The organism is Amycolatopsis sp. NPDC039088 (assembly GCF_055598845.1).
The window spans coordinates 1-18,063 of the sequence record NZ_JBVKAE010000028.1 but is presented as its reverse complement, the minus strand read 5'-3'; the positions used below and the strand labels follow the sequence as shown (position 1 = coordinate 18,063).

Below are 18,063 nucleotides of genomic sequence, written 5' to 3'. Positions count from 1 at the left end.
GAAGGAAGTAAATGAGCGACACCCCGGACAAGGGCTGCCCGGTGGCCCACGACTCCGTGACCGCGCACGGAAGCGAGAGCGAGAACCCGGCGATCGACTCGCCGACGCCGAAGTCGGGTGGCCGTCCGCGCACCAACAAGGACTGGTGGCCCAACCAGCTCGACCTCTCGGTGCTGCACGCCCACTCCTCGAAGTCCAACCCGCTCGGTGAGAACTTCAGCTACGCCAAGGAGTTCGCCAAGCTCGACGTCGAAGCCCTCAAACGCGACATCACCGAGGTGCTCACCACCTCGCAGGACTGGTGGCCCGCCGACTTCGGCCACTACGGCGGTCTGATGATCCGGATGAGCTGGCACGCCGCCGGTACCTATCGCATCCACGACGGCCGTGGCGGGGCCGGTGACGGCGCTCAGCGGTTCGCGCCGCTCAACAGCTGGCCCGACAACGCCAACCTGGACAAGGCACGGCGCCTGCTGTGGCCGGTCAAGGAGAAGTACGGCCAGCAGATCTCGTGGGCCGACCTGCTCGTGCTCGCGGGCAACGTCGCCTTGGAGTCGATGGGCTTCAAGACGTTCGGCTTCGGTTTCGGCCGAGAGGACACCTGGGAGCCCGAGGAGATCTTCTGGGGTCCGGAAGACACCTGGCTGGGTGACGAGCGTTATGCCGGCGACACGGAGATGGTGCCCGACGTCGGCGCCACCGAGATGGGCCTCATCTACGTCAACCCCGAGGGACCTCGCGGTAACGCGGACCCGGCGGCCGCCGCGCATTTCATCCGGGAGACCTTCGCCCGGATGGCGATGAACGACGAGGAGACCGTCGCGCTCATCGCGGGCGGCCACACCTTCGGCAAGACCCACGGCGCCGCCATCGCCGACGACCACGTGGGCCCGGAGCCCGAAGCCGCCCCGATCGAGGCGCAGGGCCTCGGCTGGCTGAGCACCCACGGCAGCGGCAAGGGCGCCGACGCGATCACCAGTGGCCTCGAGGTGACCTGGACCGACAAGCCGACGCAGTGGAGCAACCGCTTCTTCGAGATCCTCTTCGGCTACGAGTGGGAGCTCACCACGAGCCCCGGTGGTGCCAAGCAGTACGTCGCCAAGGACGCCGAGGCGATCATCCCGGACGCGCACGACCCGGCCAAGAAGCACAAGCCGACCATGCTCACGACGGACTTGGCGCTGCGCGTCGACCCGACGTACGAGAAGATCTCGCGCCGCTTCCTGGAGAACCCGGACGAGTTCGCACTGGCGTTCGCCAAGGCCTGGTACAAGCTGCTGCACCGCGACATGGGCCCGGTCAGCCGCTTCCTGGGACCGTGGGTCCCCGAACCGCAGCTGTGGCAGGACCCGGTGCCGGAGGTCGACCACGATCTCGTGGGTGACGCCGACATCGCCGCGCTCAAGGCGAAGGTGCTCGAATCCGGTCTCACCGTCGCCCAGCTGGTCACCACCGCGTGGGCGGCCGCGGCGAGCTTCCGCTCCACCGACAAGCGTGGCGGCGCCAACGGCGCCCGGATCCGCCTCGCGCCCCAGCGCGACTGGGAGGTCAACGAACCCAAGCAGCTCGCGAGTGTCCTGGAGACTCTGGAGGGCATCCAGCGCGAGTTCAACGACGCCGGCGGCGCCAAGATCTCGCTGGCCGACCTGATCGTCCTGGCGGGTTCGGCCGCCGTCGAGAAGGCGGCGCGCGACGCGGGCACCGAGGTGACCGTGCCGTTCCACCCGGGGCGCACCGACGCGACGCAGGACGACACCGACGTCGAGTCGTTCAAGCTGCTCGAACCGCGTGCCGACGGGTTCCGCAACTACCTGCGGTCCGGCGAGAAGCTCCAGCCGGAGGTCCTGCTCGTCGAGCGTGCCTACATGCTCGACCTGACGGCGCCCGAGATGACCGTCCTCGTCGGTGGCCTGCGCTCGCTCGGGATCAACTTCGGTGGCAGCCGGCACGGTGTTCTCACCGACCGGCCCGGTGTGCTCACCAACGACTTCTTCACCAACCTGCTCTCGCCGGGGACCCGGTGGAAGGTGTCGGAGTCCGAGGAGAACGTGTACGAGATCCGCGACGCCGCCACGGACGCGGTGAAGTGGACCGCCACCGCGGTCGACCTTGTCTTCGGCTCCAACTCGCAGCTGCGCGCGCTCTCCGAGGTCTACTCGGGCCAGAGCGGCCGTGAGAAGTTCGCCGCCGACTTCGCCGCGGCTTGGACCAAGGTCATGGAACTCGACCGGTTCGACCTCGACTGAGTCGAGACGTCGACGGGCCCGGCCGATCCTTCGGCCGGGCCCGTTCGCGATTTCAGTGGCCGTCGAGCTCCGTATGCCGGGCGGCGAGGGTGCTCGCGAGCTCGGCGAGTTTGACGTTGAGATCCTGGGAAGTGCGGCGCAGCAGGTCGAAGGCCTCGTCGGCGGTCAGCCCGCGCCGCTGCATGAGAATCCCTTTGGCCTGGCCGATCACGTCGCGGGATTCGATGGCACGCCGCAGATGGCGCGCCTCCAGGTCCGCCCGGTTCACGGCGCTGGTGCTCGCGAGCGCGAGCGAGCCGTGCGTGGCCAGCAGCAGCGCGGTGTCCTGGGCGACCGGACCGAGGGCGTCCGGGCGGCGGCTGTAGATGTTCAACGCCCCGGGAAGCCGGGGCGGAGTCGCTTCGGGCAGCAGCACGGTCGACAGGATCGCGGTGAAACCGTGCCGCACCGTCGCCCGGGAGAACTCGGGCCACCTCGTCTCGTGCGCCAAGTCGTCGCTACGGACGTGGCCGGGGCTCTCGCTGGCGGCGGCGTCGACGCAGGGTCCCGTTCCGGCGCGGTACTGGACCGCGTCGAGCTCCACGGCCACCTTCTCGGTCGCGACCGGCGTGTGGAAGGTCCCGTCCGGTGCCCGGAGGGTGACCGACACCAGATCCGCGCCCGGGACCACGCGGTACGCGGCGTCGATGACCTGTTGCAGGACCTGTGCCGGCGTCGAGGCTGTCAGCAACAGGCGAGTGAGTTCGACGAACTGCTCGGACAACGGGCCCGGCGCGACCGGGCCGGAGCCGTCGGCGGAAGCGAACGCGGTCTTGTCGAGCTGCCATAGTCGTTCATCTGTCATCGGGCACCGTCCAGTTCAGGGTTCGACCCGACGGCGAAGCAGACAGAACACGTTGCCTTCGGGATCGGCGAGTACATGCCACGACTCGGACCCGGTCTGGCCGATGTCGGCCTTCCGCGCCCCCGCGGCGAGCAACCGCTCCAGTTCCGCGTCCTGATCGCGGTCGGTGGGGCTGACGTCGATGTGCAGGGGCAGTTTGCCGGGCTTGGGGTCTTCGCTGAGGCTGAGGACCAAGGTGGGTTGCGGGCCGCCGAATCCGGTTCCGGGCGGGCCGATCTCGATGTCGGCGCCCTCTTTGCCGAGTTCGACGTAACCGAGTACCTCGCACCAGAACTCCGCCATGCGGACCGGATCGGCGCAATCGAGGACCAGTTCGGTGATGCGGCAGGCCATGGCGCGAGATTAGCAGCGACAGCCCGCCGCCCGGGCCTGACGGTTGCGAGGCGGCCACCGGCCTTTTACCGTCGTGGAATGGCGTTCGACACCGAGGCCGCGCAGCCCGCACCACTCGCCGTGACCGCGGCGGAGCACCCGCACGATGCCATCACCATCGAGGTGGCGGGCGATGTCGACGCCGCGAGCAGCCCACGGCTTCGGGCGAAGGCCCTCGAGCTGCTGGAAAGGCGGCCCGGCGCCGCGGTGATCGACATGACCGCCGTCGGATTCTGTGACTCCTCGGGCCTGTCGGTGTTGATCCAGCTGAACCGCTACTGCACGGAGTCGGGTATCGCGCTGAGTATCCGGCCGTCCAAGGTGGTGCGTCGGGCCATCGAACTCACCGGCCTGTTGGCGACCTTGACGATCGCCGACTAGGGATTCAGCGGCCCAAGGCGTTCTGCAGCTCCTTCTTGGTCATGCTGGAGCGGCCCTTGATGTTGCGCTTCTTCGCCTCGTTGTAGAGCTGGTCCTTGGTCGGCCCGCCGGGGCCCTGGCGGTTGCCGGAGCGCTTGCCGCCACGCTTCTGCGGTGAAGTGTCCCGCGTCGAACTCTTGCTCGCGGTGCGGGATTCGCCGGACTGCGCACGGTTCTTGTTGACCGTGCGCGCGGCGATCTCCTCGGCCCGGTCAGTGCTCGCCCCGCGCTTCTTCTGCGAGGACTTGATGTGCTTGTACTGCCGTTCTCGCTTGTCGCTCCAGCTCTGTTCCGGCATCGCTCCTCCTTCGTCTTGACCTGCGGATACCCCCTCGGCGCACCGGCAAACCGTGACGTCACCCGCCCAGGGTGCCTGCCGTGAGCGTGTTTGCGGGACCCGACCTCCGGGTATTACGAGGGAGACGAAGACGATGGGAGTGGATCCATGCCGGCGTTGAGCACCGGGGTGCGCTTGGGGCCCACGCGTGTCCACGTGGGACGAAGGGACCGATGAACATGCCGTCCCTGATGGAGGAACTCGTCGAACCCATTCTGAGAGAGGAACCGCCGCTTCCCGCGCCTCGCGGCCCAGCGGGCCGTCGGACGCGGCGTAGTGACGACTATTCACACTGCCGCCCCCTGTTCGAGGAACTGGCGGCCTTGCCCGCCGATCACCCGCGGCGGGGAGAACTGCGCGAACGGCTCATCCTCGAACTCTTGCCGATCGCCGAACACATCGCGGTGCGGTTCAGCGGACGCGGCCAGCCCAGGGAAGACCTCGTACAGGTGGCCCGGGTCGGGCTGCTGAAGGCCGTGGACCGGTTCGATCCCGAGCAGGGCGGGGAGTTCCTGGCCTACGCGGTGCCGACGGTGATGGGTGAGGTACGGCGTTTCTTCCGCGACACCGGCTGGGCGGTGCACGTCCCGCGCGGAATGCAGGAACTGCGCACCCGGCTGTCGCGGGGAACCACGGAACTCACCCAGCTTCTCGGCCGCGCGCCGACACCCACCGAACTCGCCGGGCACCTCGACCTCGACGTCGATACCGTCCGCGAAGGCCTCCTCGCCGCGAACAGCTACCAGACGTCGTCGCTGGACCGGCCCGTCAACGACGGCGAAGGTTCGGTTCCGCTGTCCGACGTGGTGGGGGAGCTGGATTCCCGCTTCGAACTCATCGAGGACCGCCACACCGTGGTCCCGCTGCTGAACCGGCTGCCGGAACGGGAGCGGGCGATCGTCACGATGCGCTTCTTCGACGGTCTGACCCAGTCGCAGATCGCCGAGCGGATCGGTATCTCCCAGATGCACGTCTCCCGGTTGCTCACGAAGACCCTGCACGAGCTGCGCCGTCGCCTCGACGGCTCCGAGGCTTGAGTCTCGGTCATCCACGCTCGCCCGCGAACAGCGTGCCGAGCCCTCCGCGCCGGATCGGTGAAGTGCCGATCCGGCGCAGGGCATCCCAGAGGGTGACCGCGGTGGCCGTCAGCACGGGCTTGCCGAGAGCACGTTCGAGGTCGTCCAGCAGCGGTGTCGTATGCAAGGCGGTCTCCGGGACGAGCACGGCTCGCGCTCCGGCGTGATCGGCGGCGGCCGCGAGTTCGGTGATCCGGCGGCCGTCCCAACCGGCCAGCGCCCGATCCGACGGCGCGTCGGCGGAGACCGAATGAACGGTGGCGACCCCGGCCTCGGCGAGGAAACCGGCGAAGCTCGCGGTCGTGTCGCGGTGGTAGACGGAGGCGAGCGCCACGCGATCGACACCGAGGTGGGTGAGCGCGGCGAGGAAGGCCAGCGAAGTGCTGCTCGCGGGAACGCCGAGCCGTTCGCCGAGTGCGCGGGCCTGTTCGTACGCGCCGTCCAGTCCGCGCGTGAAACTGCAACTGGAGCAGGCCCAGCTGACGACGGCACCTAGGCGAAGTCCACGGCGACGGCCGGGTCCAGTTTTCCCGCCAGTGCGAGGAAATCATCCTCACCGCAGTCTCTGGTCGGGTACAGCAAGCCGATCCGTCGCTGCTTTGACGGTGTGCTCATCCGGCCACCTCTACACCGGGCAGGCGCGCCTGTCGAGAACGGTTTGGAGGTCGGCCAGACCGGACGCCGTGCGCAGCGACGGCGGCGTGAGCCGACCGAGGCCGTGGTCGTCTTCGCGCAAGGCCTTGACGAACCTCGAGACCCGCGCGGGCGGCGGGACGACGCTCTTCCCGCCGAGGTAGCGAAGGACGATCAGGTCCTCGCCGGAGTGGGTCTCGATCGCCGCGGCCCAGCCGTGGATTTCGTCCCACAGCAGGGCGACGTCGCGGTCGGGGTGGCCGGGGAGCCGCTCGTCGAGCGCGACGTAGGCCGAGACGGGGCTGTCGTGGTCGACGGTGCAGGATTCGAGGCCGACACCGAGCGCGCCGGTGACCTCGGCGAGGTATCCCCACACGGCGTCGAGGGCGGGGTGGGGGTTGCGGACCGGCATGGTGAGCGTGGCGGTCAACGAGCTGCCCTTTCCTTCCTCGGCCGTCCGGCCCGGGGCGCGGCGGCCCCGGACCGGACGGCGTGCTCAGGCCTGGATCTCCTTGCGGTCGGTGTCGGCGCCGGTGATTTCGATGCGCCGGGGCTTGGCCTTCTCGGCGATCGGGATGCGCAGGGTCAGCACGCCGGCCTGGTAGTCGGCCGCGATGCGCTCGGTGTCGAGGGCGTCGCCGAGGAACAGCTGACGGGAGAACACCCCCAGCGGGCGTTCGGAAACCTGCATTTGCACGTCTTTGCCGGGGGTCGGCCGCCGTTCCGCCTTGACGGTCAGGACGTTGCGTTCGATGTCCAGCTCGATCGCGTCGGCGGCGACGCCGGGAAGGTCGAAGCAGACGACGAACTCTTCCCCGTCGCGGTAGGCGTCCATCGGCATCGTGGCCGGCTTGGACCACGTTCCCGGGGTCGCGGCGCCGAACATCTGCTGGGTGAGGCGGTCCAGCTCACGGAACGGGTCGGTGCGCATCAACATCGGGTTCCACCTCCTGGAGTCACTGTCTCTGGTGTCAACACGCACTACTGTTCTAACATGTCATCGAAACGATGACAACCACCGAGTCGTCGATTGGATGACAACTATGGACGCAGACCCGGCACGGATGGTGCGCACCGTGCACGACGTCGTGGCCGAGGCCCGATCCGGCGCCACGGAGCCGGACCGGCTGCTGGCGGCGTTGACCACGTTGCGCGCGGTGCGCGAAGAACTGGCCGCGTGGGAGCCGGAGCTGATCGCGGCCGCCAGGGCGAACGGGACCAGCTGGACCGCGATCGCGCCGGCGCTGGGAGTCGCCAGCCGTCAGGCGGCGGAGCGGCGCTTCCTGCGGTTGCGGCCGTCGGTGACCGGGGAGAACACGGGCGAGGCACGGGTCGACGCGGAACGTGAGCGGCGGGCGGGCGATCGCGCGGTGGCGGAGTGGGCCCGGCGTAACTCGGCGATCCTGCGGCAATTGGCCGGACAGGCGGGCGCGCTGGACGGGTTGAACGCCCGGGCCAGGGAAAGCGCGGACAGGCTCAGCACGGCACTCGGCGAGAACGACGTGACCGGTCTCCTGGCGCCGCTGGCCGACCTGCGCGCCCATCTTCCCCGCGAGCACACCGGCTTCGCCGAACGGCTCGGGGAGATCGGCGCGCATACCGATCAGGTCCGGCGGGACGCCGTCGACAACCGGCGGGATCGCCAGTCCTCGCCGTGAGTTTTCGGTGTCAGTGTCGTGTCAGCCCGGTGTCAGTCCCGTCGGCGAATGTGGTCACAACGAACCGCCGCACAGGAATTCCTTGAGCGGCAAAGGGATCACACGACAAGGGGACATCGTCATGACCGTTTTCACCACGCCGGAGCCGATCACCGCCACCCTGACCACCGCCGGGGCACGGGTGCGCATCGCCGCGAGCGAGCGATCGGACACGGTGGTGCACGTCGAGCCCGTCGACGGCGCGAACAAGTCGAACGTGAAGGTCGCCGAGGGCACCAAGGTCGCCTTCTCCGACGGCGAACTGTCGATCAAGACGACCAAATCGGGCGACAAGAACGGTTCCGTCGCCATCACGATCGAGGTGCCCGCCGGTTCCAAGCTGATTCTGAACTCGGCGACCACCGACGTACACGCCGAGGGACGGCTCGGCGACTGCGAGCTGAACACCTCGTCCGGCCGGATCCGGCTCGACCGCGTCTCCGCGCTCCGGGCGCACCTCGCCACCGGAGAGGTCGAAATCGGGCACATCGCCGGAACCGCCGACATCGAAGGCGGCTCGGCCGGAGTGCGAATCGGCGAGGCCGGCGGCGTCGTCAAGTACGAAGGCTCGACCGGGAAGGTCTGGATCGGCCACGCCCGGTCCGACGTCGAACTCGGCGGCTCCGGCGGCGGCTTCGACATCGATCACGCCGAGGGCGACGTCCTCGCCTCCACGGGCAACTGCCCGATCCGGATCGGCAGGCTGACCCGTGGCCAGGCGAACCTGACGAACGCCGGTGGCGGCATCGAGGTCGGCGTCAGCGAAGGCACCTCCGCCTTGGTGGACGCGAAGAGCACGAAGGGGACCGTGCGCAGCACCCTGCCCGTCCAGGACCACGGCCGGTTCGACGAGCAGGTGAAGATCCACGCCCGTACGCGGCTCGACGACATCGTGATCCACCCCGTCGCGGTTTCTTAAGGGCGGCTGACCCCACAAGTCCGTGAAGGCCTCCTTCCCTACTCTCAAGGTCAGGGGCCCGGCAAAGTCGCAGAGTTGCTGGTCGGCACTGTTCTCGGTGGTCTGGATGTGGCATCGCTGATGCCTGCGGGGTTCGAGTGTGGAGGATTTGGGACGGTGAACGTCCCAAATCCTCCACACTCGAGGTGTACCGGCTTCAGGGGCATGCCCCTGAAGTTCTGTTGATCAAGCTTCGCAACCGGGTGAGACGTCGGCCTGCGCCCTGACGAAGAGGTGCCCGACCTGCACGATGCCGACTCCCTGCCCCCTCAAGGTAGGGAAGGGGGCCTTCACGGACTTCCGCGCGGACTTACTGGCAGGCTTCGCAGTCGGGGTCGTCGATGCGGCAAGCGGCGCCGTCGGTGAGCGGGAAGTCGAAGTCGTCGAGTGCGGGGACGGCCAGAGCGGTTTCTTCCGGCGTGGCGGTGGCGGACATGTCACTCCCTTGGGTAAGAACGGGTCTTATCTCTCTGTAGCGCTGAAGATCGCCGGTCATTCCGTGACGCGCGCCACAGCCGAGATCGCCACATCGGTGCGTGGCGGGTCAGCCCTTCTGGCGGGCCGTCTTGTAGAGCTCGGCGGTCAGCGCGGCGACCTCGTCCCGCGCGGGGCCCTTGCCGCCGATCGTCAACTGCGCCAAGCCGACGACGTCAACGCCGCCGACGGTGGAGTGGTCGGCCCAGGCACAGACGGAGAACTCGATCTCCTTGACATTGCCCTCCGGAGTCCCTTTCGCGTCGGTGTACTTGATGAGCTGACACTTCATCAGCGCGCCTTCGAAGCCTGCCGGTTTCACCGCCTCGGCGGTTCCGACGCGCTGCATCACAGTCCCTTGGGGGATCTTCCCGTTGCCCTTGAGGCCCTGCTTCTCAACAGTGGCGAAGTAGTTGTCGAGTGCCTTGGCGGGATCGGAGATCTCGCCGGAGAAACCATGGAAGTGCAGGCGATTGCCCATATCCGTCCGCGTGCCGTGCTGGTTCCGGGCGTCGCGGTCGATGGGTTCCGTGTAGTACTGGCCGAACGTCCCCCGGACGTTCTTGATCCCGAGGCCCTCGGCTCTCTCCTTCTGCGCGGCATTCAGTTCGCCGGGGGAGTCGGCTTTCCGGCTGTAGTCGCTGACCGACGCGGGGGCGACGACCTGGTAACCCTTGGTGCTGTCGGCGACATCGCTGTTGCTCACCTCGCCGCTGTCACGGGCGAGCACGAAATACGTGCCACCGGCGATCACCGCGAGGGCGGCGACCACGACCGTGACGATCAGGCCCGTCTTCTTCTTGGGGGCGGGCGGCGGAGCCGGGAAGCCGCCCGGAGCGGCGCCGTACTGGGGCTGCTGTCCAGACGGGCCGGGCTGGCTGTGGTTCATGTGCGCTGTCCTCCTGCGGATACTCGGATGTTTCGACACTGGACCGGCTCGTCGTACTCAACTGACCCCGATCGGCAACGTGGCGGCCACCCCCCTGGCGTGCCTGCCGTCGAGCCGGTCCAGGGTGAGCCCTGCCCGGCGGGCGGCGAGTTCCAGGTCCCGCACCGCGTGGTCCACCGCACGAGCTCCCGCGGCGGCGACCCGGATCGTCGCGCTGATCCGGGGTTCGGTCTCGGCGGCACCCCGGCGCGCGGTCACGGCGAGGGTCACCGCGGCACCCGGGGCGGCGGCGAGCAGGCGGCGCGACAGTTGGGCCGCGAGCACGGGTGACAGCGAGGCCCAGCCCTCGATCCGGAACGTCGCCTGGCAGATCGGGCCGCTGTGCCAGAACCGCCAGTCCTCCCGGATCCGCGCCCGGCCCGCCGTGACGTGCGCCAGCGACGCGAGTGCGCCGAGGACCTCGTTCTCGGCGAGCGCCCGCACCGGCAGCCCGTCGCGACGGAGCTGCCGCCGCACGCGCCGGACCGTGTTCCCGAGTGCCTGCCGCACATCGGCGTCACGGTGGACGTCGACCGTGCGCAGCGCCTGCAGCGCGACCCAGCCGCGTGGTGGCCGCGAGCGGTCCGCGCCGGTGTGCTGGATGATCTGCGCGGCGGCGTCCAAAGCCTGTTCTCCCGGCGGCAGCAACGTCTCCGGAGACGGCAGCTGCCGCTCGCGAGCGGCGGATTTCGGTTGCAGCACCGCGGTGATCCCCTCGGCGCGGCTGACCATGAACACCGTCTCGTCGCCGATCTCGCCGGTGATCCCCGCCGCTTCGGGCGACAGCAGGCGGAGCAACGCCCGGCCCGCCTCGCCCGCGTTCCGGAGATCCCGGTCGCGGTCGCGCGTCAGGTATCCCGACGCCGAACCGAGCCATTCGTAGAGCCAGCGTCCGCGAATCCGCACTGCCGTCAGCGCCACGGTCACCACCGCCGCGGTGATCACCGCCGCCGCCAGCGGCCATGGCCGCCCCGCCACCAGGACGAGCGCGACGAGGACGAGCTGCCAGCAGACGATCTGCGGTACGCCGATACCGCCGAAGCGGCCGGGACGCCGTACTGGGGCGGGCGCGGGCGGATTCGGGCGCGGAGCCGGGGGCGGCGCGCCGTGCACCGGTGCGGGAGCGGCCTGCCAGGACGGCCGTTGCTCGGTCTGGCGAGCGGCGGCGAGTGCGGCGAGTGCGGCCTCGCGCGCCGCGGCCCGTGCGGCGGGCGCGGCGTAGGCGAGCGGGTCCGGCGGGGCGACGGGCCGCGGTACGGCCGGTGCCAGCCGGGGAAGCGGCGGGGGCGGCGCGGTGAACCGCCCGCCCGTCCTGGCCGCGCCGGGATCGGACATCGTCGAGCCTCCTCACACAGTGTCCGCCCGAGCGTGCCGGGCGAACATGAGGTTTCGATGACACGAGCCGCCAAGCCCGGGACGGGCGGTTTCATCGAAATTTCATGGTCGGTCTCTAGCTTGATCGCGTGAACACCGAGGAGCAGGGCACGAAGCGGTTCAGCGTGGTGGCGCGGACCCGGGCGGCCGTGGCGCTGGTGGTCGCGGGCTGCCTGGCGCTGGTCGGCCTGGCCGTGACGGGGCAGGCGTCGACCACGGACGGGCTGGAGTTCGTCCAGGTCGGTCACTGGGTCTACAACGACGCCGCCCAGTCGGCGTTCCACGTCGACGGCTCGACCAACCGCGTCGACGCGCGCGCGAGCGTGCCCGGCGCCGAACGCGGCAGCCAGGTCGTCCAGGGGGACGATTCGGGTTACGTCGTCGAGCGGAACCGCATCACGGAGTTCGACAAGGCGACCTTGAGCGTGGAGGAGTCCACTCCGCCGCCCGCGCCGGAGACGCCGTTCGTGCTGGAGATCGCGGGCGGCCCGTACCTGGTCTACCGCAACGCCGGCCAGATCGTGCGGCTCGGCGACCCGACCGCGACGGTGCCCGCAGGGGGGCCACTGTCCCGGCCGGTCGCGACCGCCGACGGCACGGTGTGGGTGCACCGCGTCGACAACGGCTCCCTCTGCGAACTGCCGAAGGGCGCCGCCGTCCTGACCTGCACCGCGCATCTCCCGCCGGGACACACCGGAGGGCTCACGCTGGTCGACGACCGGCCGGTCGTGCTCGACACCACCGGCGACAGCCTCCACCGCGTCGGCCGGGGCGGGCTCGGGGAGGGCCTTCCCCTCGGCATCAAGCTCTCGCCGTCGGCGCAGGTGGCCAACAGCGCGGTCGGTGACCGGCTGGCCATCGCCGACCCGGAGCGCAACCAGCTCCACCTGATCGACATCAGCGGCCTCGACCAGGACCGCCCGTCCGCGAAACCGATTTCGGTCGAGCTGACCAAGGGCAGCCGGTTCAACGGCCCGGTCTCGTCGTCGAACGTCGTCGCCATGGTCGACGAAACCCGCGGCGAGGTGCTGACCTACGACGGCGGCGGCACGCTCAAGGCCACCACGAAGGTGCCCGGGCAGGGCACGCCGCCGCGGCTGGCCAAGGGTGAGGACAACCGGATCTACGTCGACAGCTCCGACGGTTCGCATGTGCTGGTCGTCAACGGTGACGACGGCAAGGTGCTCGACGTCGACGTCGACAAGGCCGCCAACAGCCAGACCGCGGGCGAACCGGCGCCCGATCCGGAGCCGCAGCCCGGCAACGAAGCACCACCACAGCAGCCACAACAACCCCAACAGCCACAGCAGCCGCCGCCGAACACGAAGAAGGTCCTCCCGCCACCGGTGGCGAAGGCGACCCCGCCCGGCGCGCCGCGGAACGTGGGCGCGACCGCCGGGGACGGTTCGATCAAGGTCTCGTGGAGCCCGGCCGCCGACAACGGCGCGCGGGTCACCGGCTACCGGCTGACCTGGTCCGGCGGATCCATGCGGGTCGGCGGATCGGCGCGCGGGGCCACCGTTTTCGGGCTGGCGAACGGAACCGCGTACGTGATCACCGTGGTCGCGGAGAATTCGGCCGGTATCGGAGCGGGTGCCAGCGCCAGGGCGACCCCGGTGCCGGCCGGTAAACCGGCGGGAGCCCCGGTCGTCACCGCGAACGCCGGTGCCGACGGCAAGGTCTCGGTGAGCTGGACCAAACCCGACCTCCGGGGCGGCACGCTGGTGCACTATCTGGTGAGCGCCACGGGCAAGGGAGAGCGCACGCTTTCGGCCACCTCCACGGAATTCACCGGGGTCACCGGGGCGGCCACCGTCACGGTCCGCGCGGTCACGAAGTTCGGTTCGGGACCCACGCTCACCGGGGCCGCCGGCAGCAAAAAGGTCACCGTGCCGGTGGCCACGGGGCCACCGACGATCACCATCACCGGTGTACGGAGCAAGGACGGCTCGCTGCTCGTTTCCGTGAAAGCCGACGGCAAGGGCGGGTCCGCGACCTGTCAGGCGGAATTCTTGGGCACGAAGTCCAAGGCGACGGCCTGCTCCGGAGCCGCGACCCTGACCATCCAGAACGTCACCTGGATCGGCTCCATCCCGGTCTCGGCCACCATCAAGACCTCCGCGGGCACCGCGTCTGACAACTGGCAGGGAGTGCCGACGGTGAACGGCGGCGCGCTGTTCTGGTTCGGCCCGCTAGCGTTGGTCGGCTTGCGCCGACGGAAGGACAAGGAAGTTCTGTGACACTCACACCCAGGGTCGCCTACGAGCAGATCGCCGAAAACGTGCAATCGGTGGTGCGCGGCAAGCCCGAAGTCGTCCGCCTCACCGTCGCGGCGCTCTTCGCCGAGGGACATCTGCTGATGGAGGATGTGCCCGGCGTCGGGAAGACGACGATCGCGCGCTGCCTCGCCGCCAGCATCGGCGGCCGCTGGAACCGCATCCAGTTCACCCCCGACCTGCTGCCCGGCGACATCACCGGCGTGATGGTCTACCACCAGAACAACGAGCGGTTCCAGTTCCACCCCGGCGGGATCTTCGCCAACGTGGTACTGGCCGACGAGATCAACCGCGGTACCCCGAAAACGCAGGCCGCGCTGCTGGAGGTGATGGCCGAGCGCCGGGTGACCGTCGATTCGGTCGGCCAGGCCGTGCCGCGGCCGTTCCTCGTGGTGGCCACGCAGAACCCGATCGAGCTGGAAGGCACCTACCGGCTGCCCGAAGCCCAGCTGGACCGCTTCCTCATGCGTATTTCCGTCGGCTACCCGGATCTCGAGTCCGAGATGCGCGTGGTGATGGGCGACTGTGCCGGAGTGACCCCGGACGAACTGAAGCCGGTGCTGAGCATCGGAGACGTCCAGCGGGTGATCGACGAGGTCCGGAAGTCCCATCTGGCACCGGAAATCGTCAATTACGCGGTCCGCCTCGCCGCGGCGAGCCGATCGCATCCGGACGTCCGCTACGGCGCGAGCCCGCGCGGCAGTATCGCGCTGATCCGGGCGGCACAGGCACTCGGCGCCACCTACGGCCGCGATTTCGTCACCCCGGACGACGTCAAGGACGTCGCGCACCCGGTACTCGACCATCGTCTCGTGCTGACGCCCGACGCGGAACTCAACCAGCGGCGGACCGCCGAGATCGTCGACGAAATCCTGGGTGCGACAGCGGCTCCCATGGCCGCGATGGGGCGGTAGACGTGCGGCTCACTCGCCGCGGCGTCATCGTGCTCGCCTTCGCCGCCGGGTTCTACGCCGTCGGCGAGCTGGCCGGGTACACCTTCTTCCGTGCCTTCGCGGGGATCGCGGCGGGCGCGGTGCTGATCGCCTTGGCCACCACCAGGTTCCGGCCGAAGGTGGAGATCGGCCGGACCGTCCAGCCGGACCGGGTCGAACGCGGGAAGCCCGCGCTGGCCTCACTCGTCGTCCGCAACACCGGCTCGCGCCGGCATGGAGGATTCGCCGCGGGGGACGGGATCGGCGCCGAAACGCATCGGCTGCGTGTCCGCCCGCTCGCCCCCGGCACGGAAGCGACGTACCACTACGAGCTGCCGACGACGGTTCGCGGAAAGCTGCGGGTCGGCCCGCTCGTGGTGCACCGGCCGGATCTGTTCGACCTCGCCCGCGGCGATCAGACCGTCGGCGGTACCGCGTGGTTGTGGGTCCACCCGCGACGGCACGCGGTGCGTCCGGCGCAGGCAGGCCATCCGCGGCACCACCACGAAGGCCCGATCACCGACCCGCCGCTGCGTGGTTCGGCGGATCTGCGCGCGGTGCGCGAGTACGTGGTCGGTGACGAGGTCCGGCATCTGCACTGGAAGGCGAGTGCTCGGACCGGACGGCTCATGGTGCGCGAATACGCCGATCCGGCTCAGCCGCGGTTCACCGCTGTACTCGACACGCGACGTTCGGCGATGAGCCCGGTCGTTTTCGAGGAGGCCGTAGAGGTGGCCGCCTCGCTGTTCTACGCGTCGGCGTCCGCCGGGCAGCACTGCAGGTTCATCACCGCGACGGGCGCCGACACCCTGACCGACAGCGGGGTGCGCGCGGCGAGGACGTTGCTGGACGAACTCGCGCTCGTCACCCAGGACGCCGCCGACAACGCGCCGCTGCTGCCCTCGGTGCTGGCCGCCGCTCCCCGCCCCGGTGGGGTACTGGTCGTGATCACCGGCCCGGACGCCGACCTCGGCCACGCCGCACGCTGGCGGCCGGACACGGTGATCCGGCTCGGTGACCTCAGGCCGTCGGCCGGTTCCAGCGGTCTGATCATCGCGGTCGACGCCGCCGGTGCCGCGGCACAGTGGAATTCGACCAAGGGGAATTCCTTGGCGGGGACGGCATGAGCGCGGGATTCGACCGGCTCGCGGTCGCCGGGCTCCTCGGCGCGACCGCGGTCGCGGGACTGCTGTTCGCGCCGGTGTTCGGCATCAAGTCGTTACTCGTTCCGGTACTCGTGGTCGCCGTCGTCGGCTATGGCTGCGTCGAACTGGCCGCGAAGTTCCCGAAGCTGGCCCCCTTCCGGCCTTTGCTCGTGGCGCTGCTCGGCATTCTCGGCTTGATCGAGACGGTGCTGACCTCGACCACGCTCGCCTTCCTGCCCACGGTGGCTTCGTTGCGGGGGGTGGCGCGCGGATTCACCGAGGGCTGGCAGCTCACCCTGCAGTCCACCTGGCCGGCGCGGCCCGTCCCGGAACAACTGCTGTTCGTCCCGCTGACGGTGTTGCTCGCTGTCGTCCTCGGCGTGGAATTGGTGCTGCGCCTGAAGAAACCGCTGGTGGCGCTGGTACCGAGCCTGGCTGTCGCCGGGCTCGCGCAGGCGTACCAGGCGTTGACCGGTGTCGTCGCGGTGGCGGCGGCACTGGGCTACGCGGTGCCCGCCGGGCTTCTGCTGTGGACGAGCCGTCGCACCTCGGCGGTGAACAGGGCACCCGGCGGGCCGCGGTTCTCGTGGCGGTTGACGGGATCGGCGGTCTGGCCCGCACTGTCCACTGTGGTCGCCCTCATTGCGGGGGCCGTCGCGCTCGCCGGACTCGATCCGGTCGGCCGCGATCCGCTGACGCTCAAGGACACCCAAGCCGCGCCGCCGCCGCGGAGCAGGATCGGCAATCCGCTCGACGAGATCGCCCAGCGGCTCACCCGGCCGGACGAGGAGGTGTTCCGCTACCGCAGCGACCTCCCTGTCGACCAGTGGCGCTTGGTCGTGCTGAACGGTTTCGACGGCGCGAACTGGCTGGCCGACTCCCGGTTCCGGCGGCTCGGCGCGGGTCTCGACGGCGCGCCGGAAGGTGCGGTGGGCTCCGCCGAACTCCGGGTGCGCGGGCTCGCGGGACCCTGGCTGCCGAGCCACGCGGATCTCACCGGTGTCGACGGCCTGACGCCGTTGGTGGACCAGGACGCGGGCACTTTGCTGATGGACTCGCCGTCGGCGGGTCCGGCGCGGAACTACCGGCTCAACTGGTCCTCGCCCGAGGTCGACCTCGGCGCGGGGGAGGTCGACGCGCGGGCTCCGGGTGGGCTCGGCGGTCTCGGTGCGGTGCCGCCGGAGGTCGAGCAGGTGGCCAAGGACGCCGTGCGTGGTCTGCGCCCGACGTTCCAGTCCGCGTTGCAGCTGGAGCGCTTCCTCGGCAAGAACTATCAGGTCGCGGTGGGCAAGGAGGATCTGCCGACCGGGCACGGCTGGCCGCAGTTGCGGAACTTCCTGCTGGAGAGCAAACGGGGGACGAGCGAACAGTTCGCCGCCGCGTACGTGGTCTTGGCGCGGATGAGCGGTATCCCGGCGCGGCTGGTCGTCGGGTTCCGCGGTTCGGCGGAGACCGACGGCGGGATGAACGTCGTCCGCAACCGCGATGTCCTGGCGTGGCCCGAGGTCGCGGTCGACGGCGCGGGCTGGGTCGCGCTCGACCCGACCGCCGGCGCGGGCAGGGCGGGGCAGGAGCAGGCCGGTCCCGGCAAGGCGGTCGCCAAGGCGAGGGCACAGCTGCCCGCCGAACAGGAACTGCGGCCGCCGCAGCTGCCGCCGGGCACCCCGCCGGACGCGCCCGAAGACCAGAGCGCCGACGCCGGCGCGGCCTGGTGGTGGGTGGCGCTCGCCGCCGCGATCGTCCTTTTAGGACTCGGCTGGCTCGCCGGTGTCCCGATGGCCAAGGCCGTCCGCGCTCGCCGACGTCGCCGCCGGACCGGCGAGGAGGGCGTGCTCGGCGCCTGGGACGAGATCCGCGACCGGTTGCGCGCGCACGGGGTGCCGTTCCGGATCGGGATGACCCCGCGCGATCTCGCGGAATCGGCGGGTTCACTCGCCGGCGAAGGGATCCGCGAGCCGGTCGCCAGGCTGGCCAAGGTGCTGGACGTGACGCTGTGGTCCGGGGTCCCGGTCGGCGACGGCGCCGTCCGGCGGGCCTGGCAGGAGGTCGGCGAGGTGCGCAAGGGGCTGGCCACCAGACCGTTCGCGGCTCGGGTGCTGGCGGCACTCGAGCCGCGGACCCTGGTGCCGGTGAAAGGCAAGGGAACGCGCGAGTAAGTCCGTGAAGGCCTCCTTCCCTACGATCAAGGCAGGGTCTCGGCAAAGTCGCGGTCTTGCAGGTCAGGCGACTATTCCTGCACTGTCGCGGGGCCGCATGTGCCGGTCGTGGAGCTTGATCAACGGAGGATCAGG

Annotated in this window: 19 protein-coding genes; 9 read left to right on the top strand and 10 right to left on the bottom strand. The window is 70.0% G+C overall.

The window, feature by feature from the left end:
* Positions 1 to 11 precede the first annotated feature (11 nt).
* Complete coding sequence (gene katG / locus ACZ7KI_RS30485) at positions 12 to 2,246, top strand: catalase/peroxidase HPI (protein WP_470276502.1); 2,235 nt, start codon at positions 12 to 14, stop codon at positions 2,244 to 2,246.
* Between the two features lie 52 nt (positions 2,247 to 2,298).
* Here the strand turns inward: katG and ACZ7KI_RS30480 are convergent, their stop codons facing one another.
* The gene (locus ACZ7KI_RS30480; protein ID WP_470276501.1) at positions 2,299 to 3,090 is read right to left on the bottom strand and encodes an ANTAR domain-containing protein; all 792 of its coding nucleotides are present in this window, start codon (positions 3,088 to 3,090) and stop codon (positions 2,299 to 2,301) included.
* Between the two features lie 15 nt (positions 3,091 to 3,105).
* Entirely contained in the window at positions 3,106 to 3,483 is a 378-nt protein-coding gene (locus ACZ7KI_RS30475; RefSeq protein ID WP_470276500.1) for a VOC family protein, read from the bottom strand.
* Between the two features lie 78 nt (positions 3,484 to 3,561).
* Between ACZ7KI_RS30475 and ACZ7KI_RS30470 the strand changes: the two genes are divergently transcribed.
* A complete protein-coding gene (locus ACZ7KI_RS30470; protein WP_470276499.1) occupies positions 3,562 to 3,903 on the top strand; it encodes an STAS domain-containing protein in 342 nt (113 codons plus the stop codon).
* A 4-nt stretch (positions 3,904 to 3,907) separates the two neighbouring features.
* Here the strand turns inward: ACZ7KI_RS30470 and ACZ7KI_RS30465 are convergent, their stop codons facing one another.
* On the bottom strand, positions 3,908 to 4,240 hold the full coding sequence (locus tag ACZ7KI_RS30465) for a plasmid stabilization protein (protein ID WP_465501449.1): 333 nt from the start codon (positions 4,238 to 4,240) through the stop codon (positions 3,908 to 3,910).
* 212 nt (positions 4,241 to 4,452) lie between these two features.
* On the opposite strand from ACZ7KI_RS30465, the gene ACZ7KI_RS30460 reads away from it, so the two are divergent.
* Positions 4,453 to 5,316 (top strand): SigB/SigF/SigG family RNA polymerase sigma factor, encoded by an 864-nt coding sequence (locus ACZ7KI_RS30460; protein ID WP_470276498.1) that lies wholly within the window; start codon positions 4,453 to 4,455, stop codon positions 5,314 to 5,316.
* A gap of 7 nt (positions 5,317 to 5,323) precedes the next feature.
* Here the strand turns inward: ACZ7KI_RS30460 and ACZ7KI_RS30455 are convergent, their stop codons facing one another.
* The 4 genes from ACZ7KI_RS30455 to ACZ7KI_RS30440 form a co-directional block, all read right to left on the bottom strand.
* Entirely contained in the window at positions 5,324 to 5,800 is a 477-nt protein-coding gene (locus tag ACZ7KI_RS30455) for an aspartate racemase/maleate isomerase family protein (protein ID WP_470276594.1), read from the bottom strand.
* A 47-nt stretch (positions 5,801 to 5,847) separates the two neighbouring features.
* Positions 5,848 to 5,970, bottom strand: a complete 123-nt coding sequence (locus ACZ7KI_RS30450) for a hypothetical protein (RefSeq protein ID WP_470276497.1) — start codon at positions 5,968 to 5,970, stop codon at positions 5,848 to 5,850.
* A 10-nt stretch (positions 5,971 to 5,980) separates the two neighbouring features.
* On the bottom strand, positions 5,981 to 6,400 hold the full coding sequence (locus tag ACZ7KI_RS30445) for a DUF6292 family protein (protein ID WP_470276593.1): 420 nt from the start codon (positions 6,398 to 6,400) through the stop codon (positions 5,981 to 5,983).
* An 84-nt stretch (positions 6,401 to 6,484) separates the two neighbouring features.
* On the bottom strand, positions 6,485 to 6,925 hold the full coding sequence (locus ACZ7KI_RS30440) for an Hsp20/alpha crystallin family protein (protein WP_470276496.1): 441 nt from the start codon (positions 6,923 to 6,925) through the stop codon (positions 6,485 to 6,487).
* Between the two features lie 106 nt (positions 6,926 to 7,031).
* Here ACZ7KI_RS30440 and ACZ7KI_RS30435 point away from each other — a divergent pair, with 106 nt between their 5' ends.
* Together ACZ7KI_RS30435 and ACZ7KI_RS30430 are read left to right on the top strand one after the other, a co-directional pair.
* On the top strand, positions 7,032 to 7,646 hold the full coding sequence (locus ACZ7KI_RS30435) for an HSP18 transcriptional regulator (RefSeq protein WP_470276495.1): 615 nt from the start codon (positions 7,032 to 7,034) through the stop codon (positions 7,644 to 7,646).
* 121 nt (positions 7,647 to 7,767) lie between these two features.
* Positions 7,768 to 8,604 (top strand): DUF4097 family beta strand repeat-containing protein, encoded by an 837-nt coding sequence (locus tag ACZ7KI_RS30430; protein WP_470276494.1) that lies wholly within the window; start codon positions 7,768 to 7,770, stop codon positions 8,602 to 8,604.
* A 349-nt stretch (positions 8,605 to 8,953) separates the two neighbouring features.
* Here ACZ7KI_RS30430 and ACZ7KI_RS30425 read toward each other — a convergent pair whose 3' ends face one another.
* The 3 genes from ACZ7KI_RS30425 to ACZ7KI_RS30415 all read right to left on the bottom strand — a co-directional run bounded on the left by ACZ7KI_RS30425 (position 8,954) and on the right by ACZ7KI_RS30415 (position 11,380).
* Entirely contained in the window at positions 8,954 to 9,079 is a 126-nt protein-coding gene (locus tag ACZ7KI_RS30425; protein WP_007031507.1) for a hypothetical protein, read from the bottom strand.
* A 108-nt stretch (positions 9,080 to 9,187) separates the two neighbouring features.
* Positions 9,188 to 10,006 (bottom strand): hypothetical protein, encoded by an 819-nt coding sequence (locus ACZ7KI_RS30420; protein WP_470276493.1) that lies wholly within the window; start codon positions 10,004 to 10,006, stop codon positions 9,188 to 9,190.
* 57 nt (positions 10,007 to 10,063) lie between these two features.
* A complete protein-coding gene (locus ACZ7KI_RS30415) occupies positions 10,064 to 11,380 on the bottom strand; it encodes a type VII secretion protein EccE (protein WP_470276492.1) in 1,317 nt (438 codons plus the stop codon).
* Positions 11,381 to 11,508: 128 nt separating this feature from the next.
* Between ACZ7KI_RS30415 and ACZ7KI_RS30410 the strand changes: the two genes are divergently transcribed.
* Genes ACZ7KI_RS30410 through ACZ7KI_RS30395 form a run of 4 tightly spaced genes read left to right on the top strand, consistent with a single transcriptional unit; the run spans position 11,509 to position 17,928 of the window.
* Entirely contained in the window at positions 11,509 to 13,659 is a 2,151-nt protein-coding gene (locus ACZ7KI_RS30410; protein ID WP_470276491.1) for a fibronectin type III domain-containing protein, read from the top strand.
* Positions 13,656 to 14,609, top strand: coding sequence for an AAA family ATPase (locus tag ACZ7KI_RS30405; protein ID WP_465501459.1), 954 nt, complete (start codon positions 13,656 to 13,658; stop codon positions 14,607 to 14,609). The genes ACZ7KI_RS30410 and ACZ7KI_RS30405 overlap by 4 nt, the downstream gene beginning before the upstream one ends.
* A gap of 2 nt (positions 14,610 to 14,611) precedes the next feature.
* Positions 14,612 to 15,754, top strand: a complete 1,143-nt coding sequence (locus ACZ7KI_RS30400) for a DUF58 domain-containing protein (protein ID WP_470276490.1) — start codon at positions 14,612 to 14,614, stop codon at positions 15,752 to 15,754.
* The gene (locus ACZ7KI_RS30395) at positions 15,751 to 17,928 is read left to right on the top strand and encodes a transglutaminase TgpA family protein (protein ID WP_470276489.1); all 2,178 of its coding nucleotides are present in this window, start codon (positions 15,751 to 15,753) and stop codon (positions 17,926 to 17,928) included. Before ACZ7KI_RS30400 ends, ACZ7KI_RS30395 begins: the two co-directional genes overlap by 4 nt.
* The last annotated feature ends 135 nt before the right edge of the window (positions 17,929 to 18,063 follow it).

What these genes read in the sequence shown, in the direction of transcription:
- ACZ7KI_RS30475 (WP_470276500.1), bottom strand. Translation starts at nt 3,483, where the DNA reads ATGGCCTGCCGCATCACCGAACTGGTCCTCGATTGCGCCGATCCGGTC.
- ACZ7KI_RS30440 (WP_470276496.1), bottom strand. Translation starts at nt 6,925, where the DNA reads ATGTTGATGCGCACCGACCCGTTCCGTGAGCTGGACCGCCTCACCCAG.
- ACZ7KI_RS30460 (WP_470276498.1), top strand. Translation starts at nt 4,453, where the DNA reads ATGAACATGCCGTCCCTGATGGAGGAACTCGTCGAACCCATTCTGAGA.
- ACZ7KI_RS30480 (WP_470276501.1), bottom strand. Translation starts at nt 3,090, where the DNA reads ATGACAGATGAACGACTATGGCAGCTCGACAAGACCGCGTTCGCTTCC.
- ACZ7KI_RS30445 (WP_470276593.1), bottom strand. Translation starts at nt 6,400, where the DNA reads ATGCCGGTCCGCAACCCCCACCCCGCCCTCGACGCCGTGTGGGGATAC.
- ACZ7KI_RS30450 (WP_470276497.1), bottom strand. Translation starts at nt 5,970, where the DNA reads ATGAGCACACCGTCAAAGCAGCGACGGATCGGCTTGCTGTACCCGACC.
- ACZ7KI_RS30470 (WP_470276499.1), top strand. Translation starts at nt 3,562, where the DNA reads ATGGCGTTCGACACCGAGGCCGCGCAGCCCGCACCACTCGCCGTGACC.
- ACZ7KI_RS30465 (WP_465501449.1), bottom strand. Translation starts at nt 4,240, where the DNA reads ATGCCGGAACAGAGCTGGAGCGACAAGCGAGAACGGCAGTACAAGCAC.
- ACZ7KI_RS30395 (WP_470276489.1), top strand. Translation starts at nt 15,751, where the DNA reads ATGAGCGCGGGATTCGACCGGCTCGCGGTCGCCGGGCTCCTCGGCGCG.
- ACZ7KI_RS30425 (WP_007031507.1), bottom strand. Translation starts at nt 9,079, where the DNA reads ATGTCCGCCACCGCCACGCCGGAAGAAACCGCTCTGGCCGTCCCCGCA.
- ACZ7KI_RS30420 (WP_470276493.1), bottom strand. Translation starts at nt 10,006, where the DNA reads ATGAACCACAGCCAGCCCGGCCCGTCTGGACAGCAGCCCCAGTACGGC.
- ACZ7KI_RS30430 (WP_470276494.1), top strand. Translation starts at nt 7,768, where the DNA reads ATGACCGTTTTCACCACGCCGGAGCCGATCACCGCCACCCTGACCACC.
- katG (WP_470276502.1), top strand. Translation starts at nt 12, where the DNA reads ATGAGCGACACCCCGGACAAGGGCTGCCCGGTGGCCCACGACTCCGTG.
- ACZ7KI_RS30415 (WP_470276492.1), bottom strand. Translation starts at nt 11,380, where the DNA reads ATGTCCGATCCCGGCGCGGCCAGGACGGGCGGGCGGTTCACCGCGCCG.
- ACZ7KI_RS30435 (WP_470276495.1), top strand. Translation starts at nt 7,032, where the DNA reads ATGGACGCAGACCCGGCACGGATGGTGCGCACCGTGCACGACGTCGTG.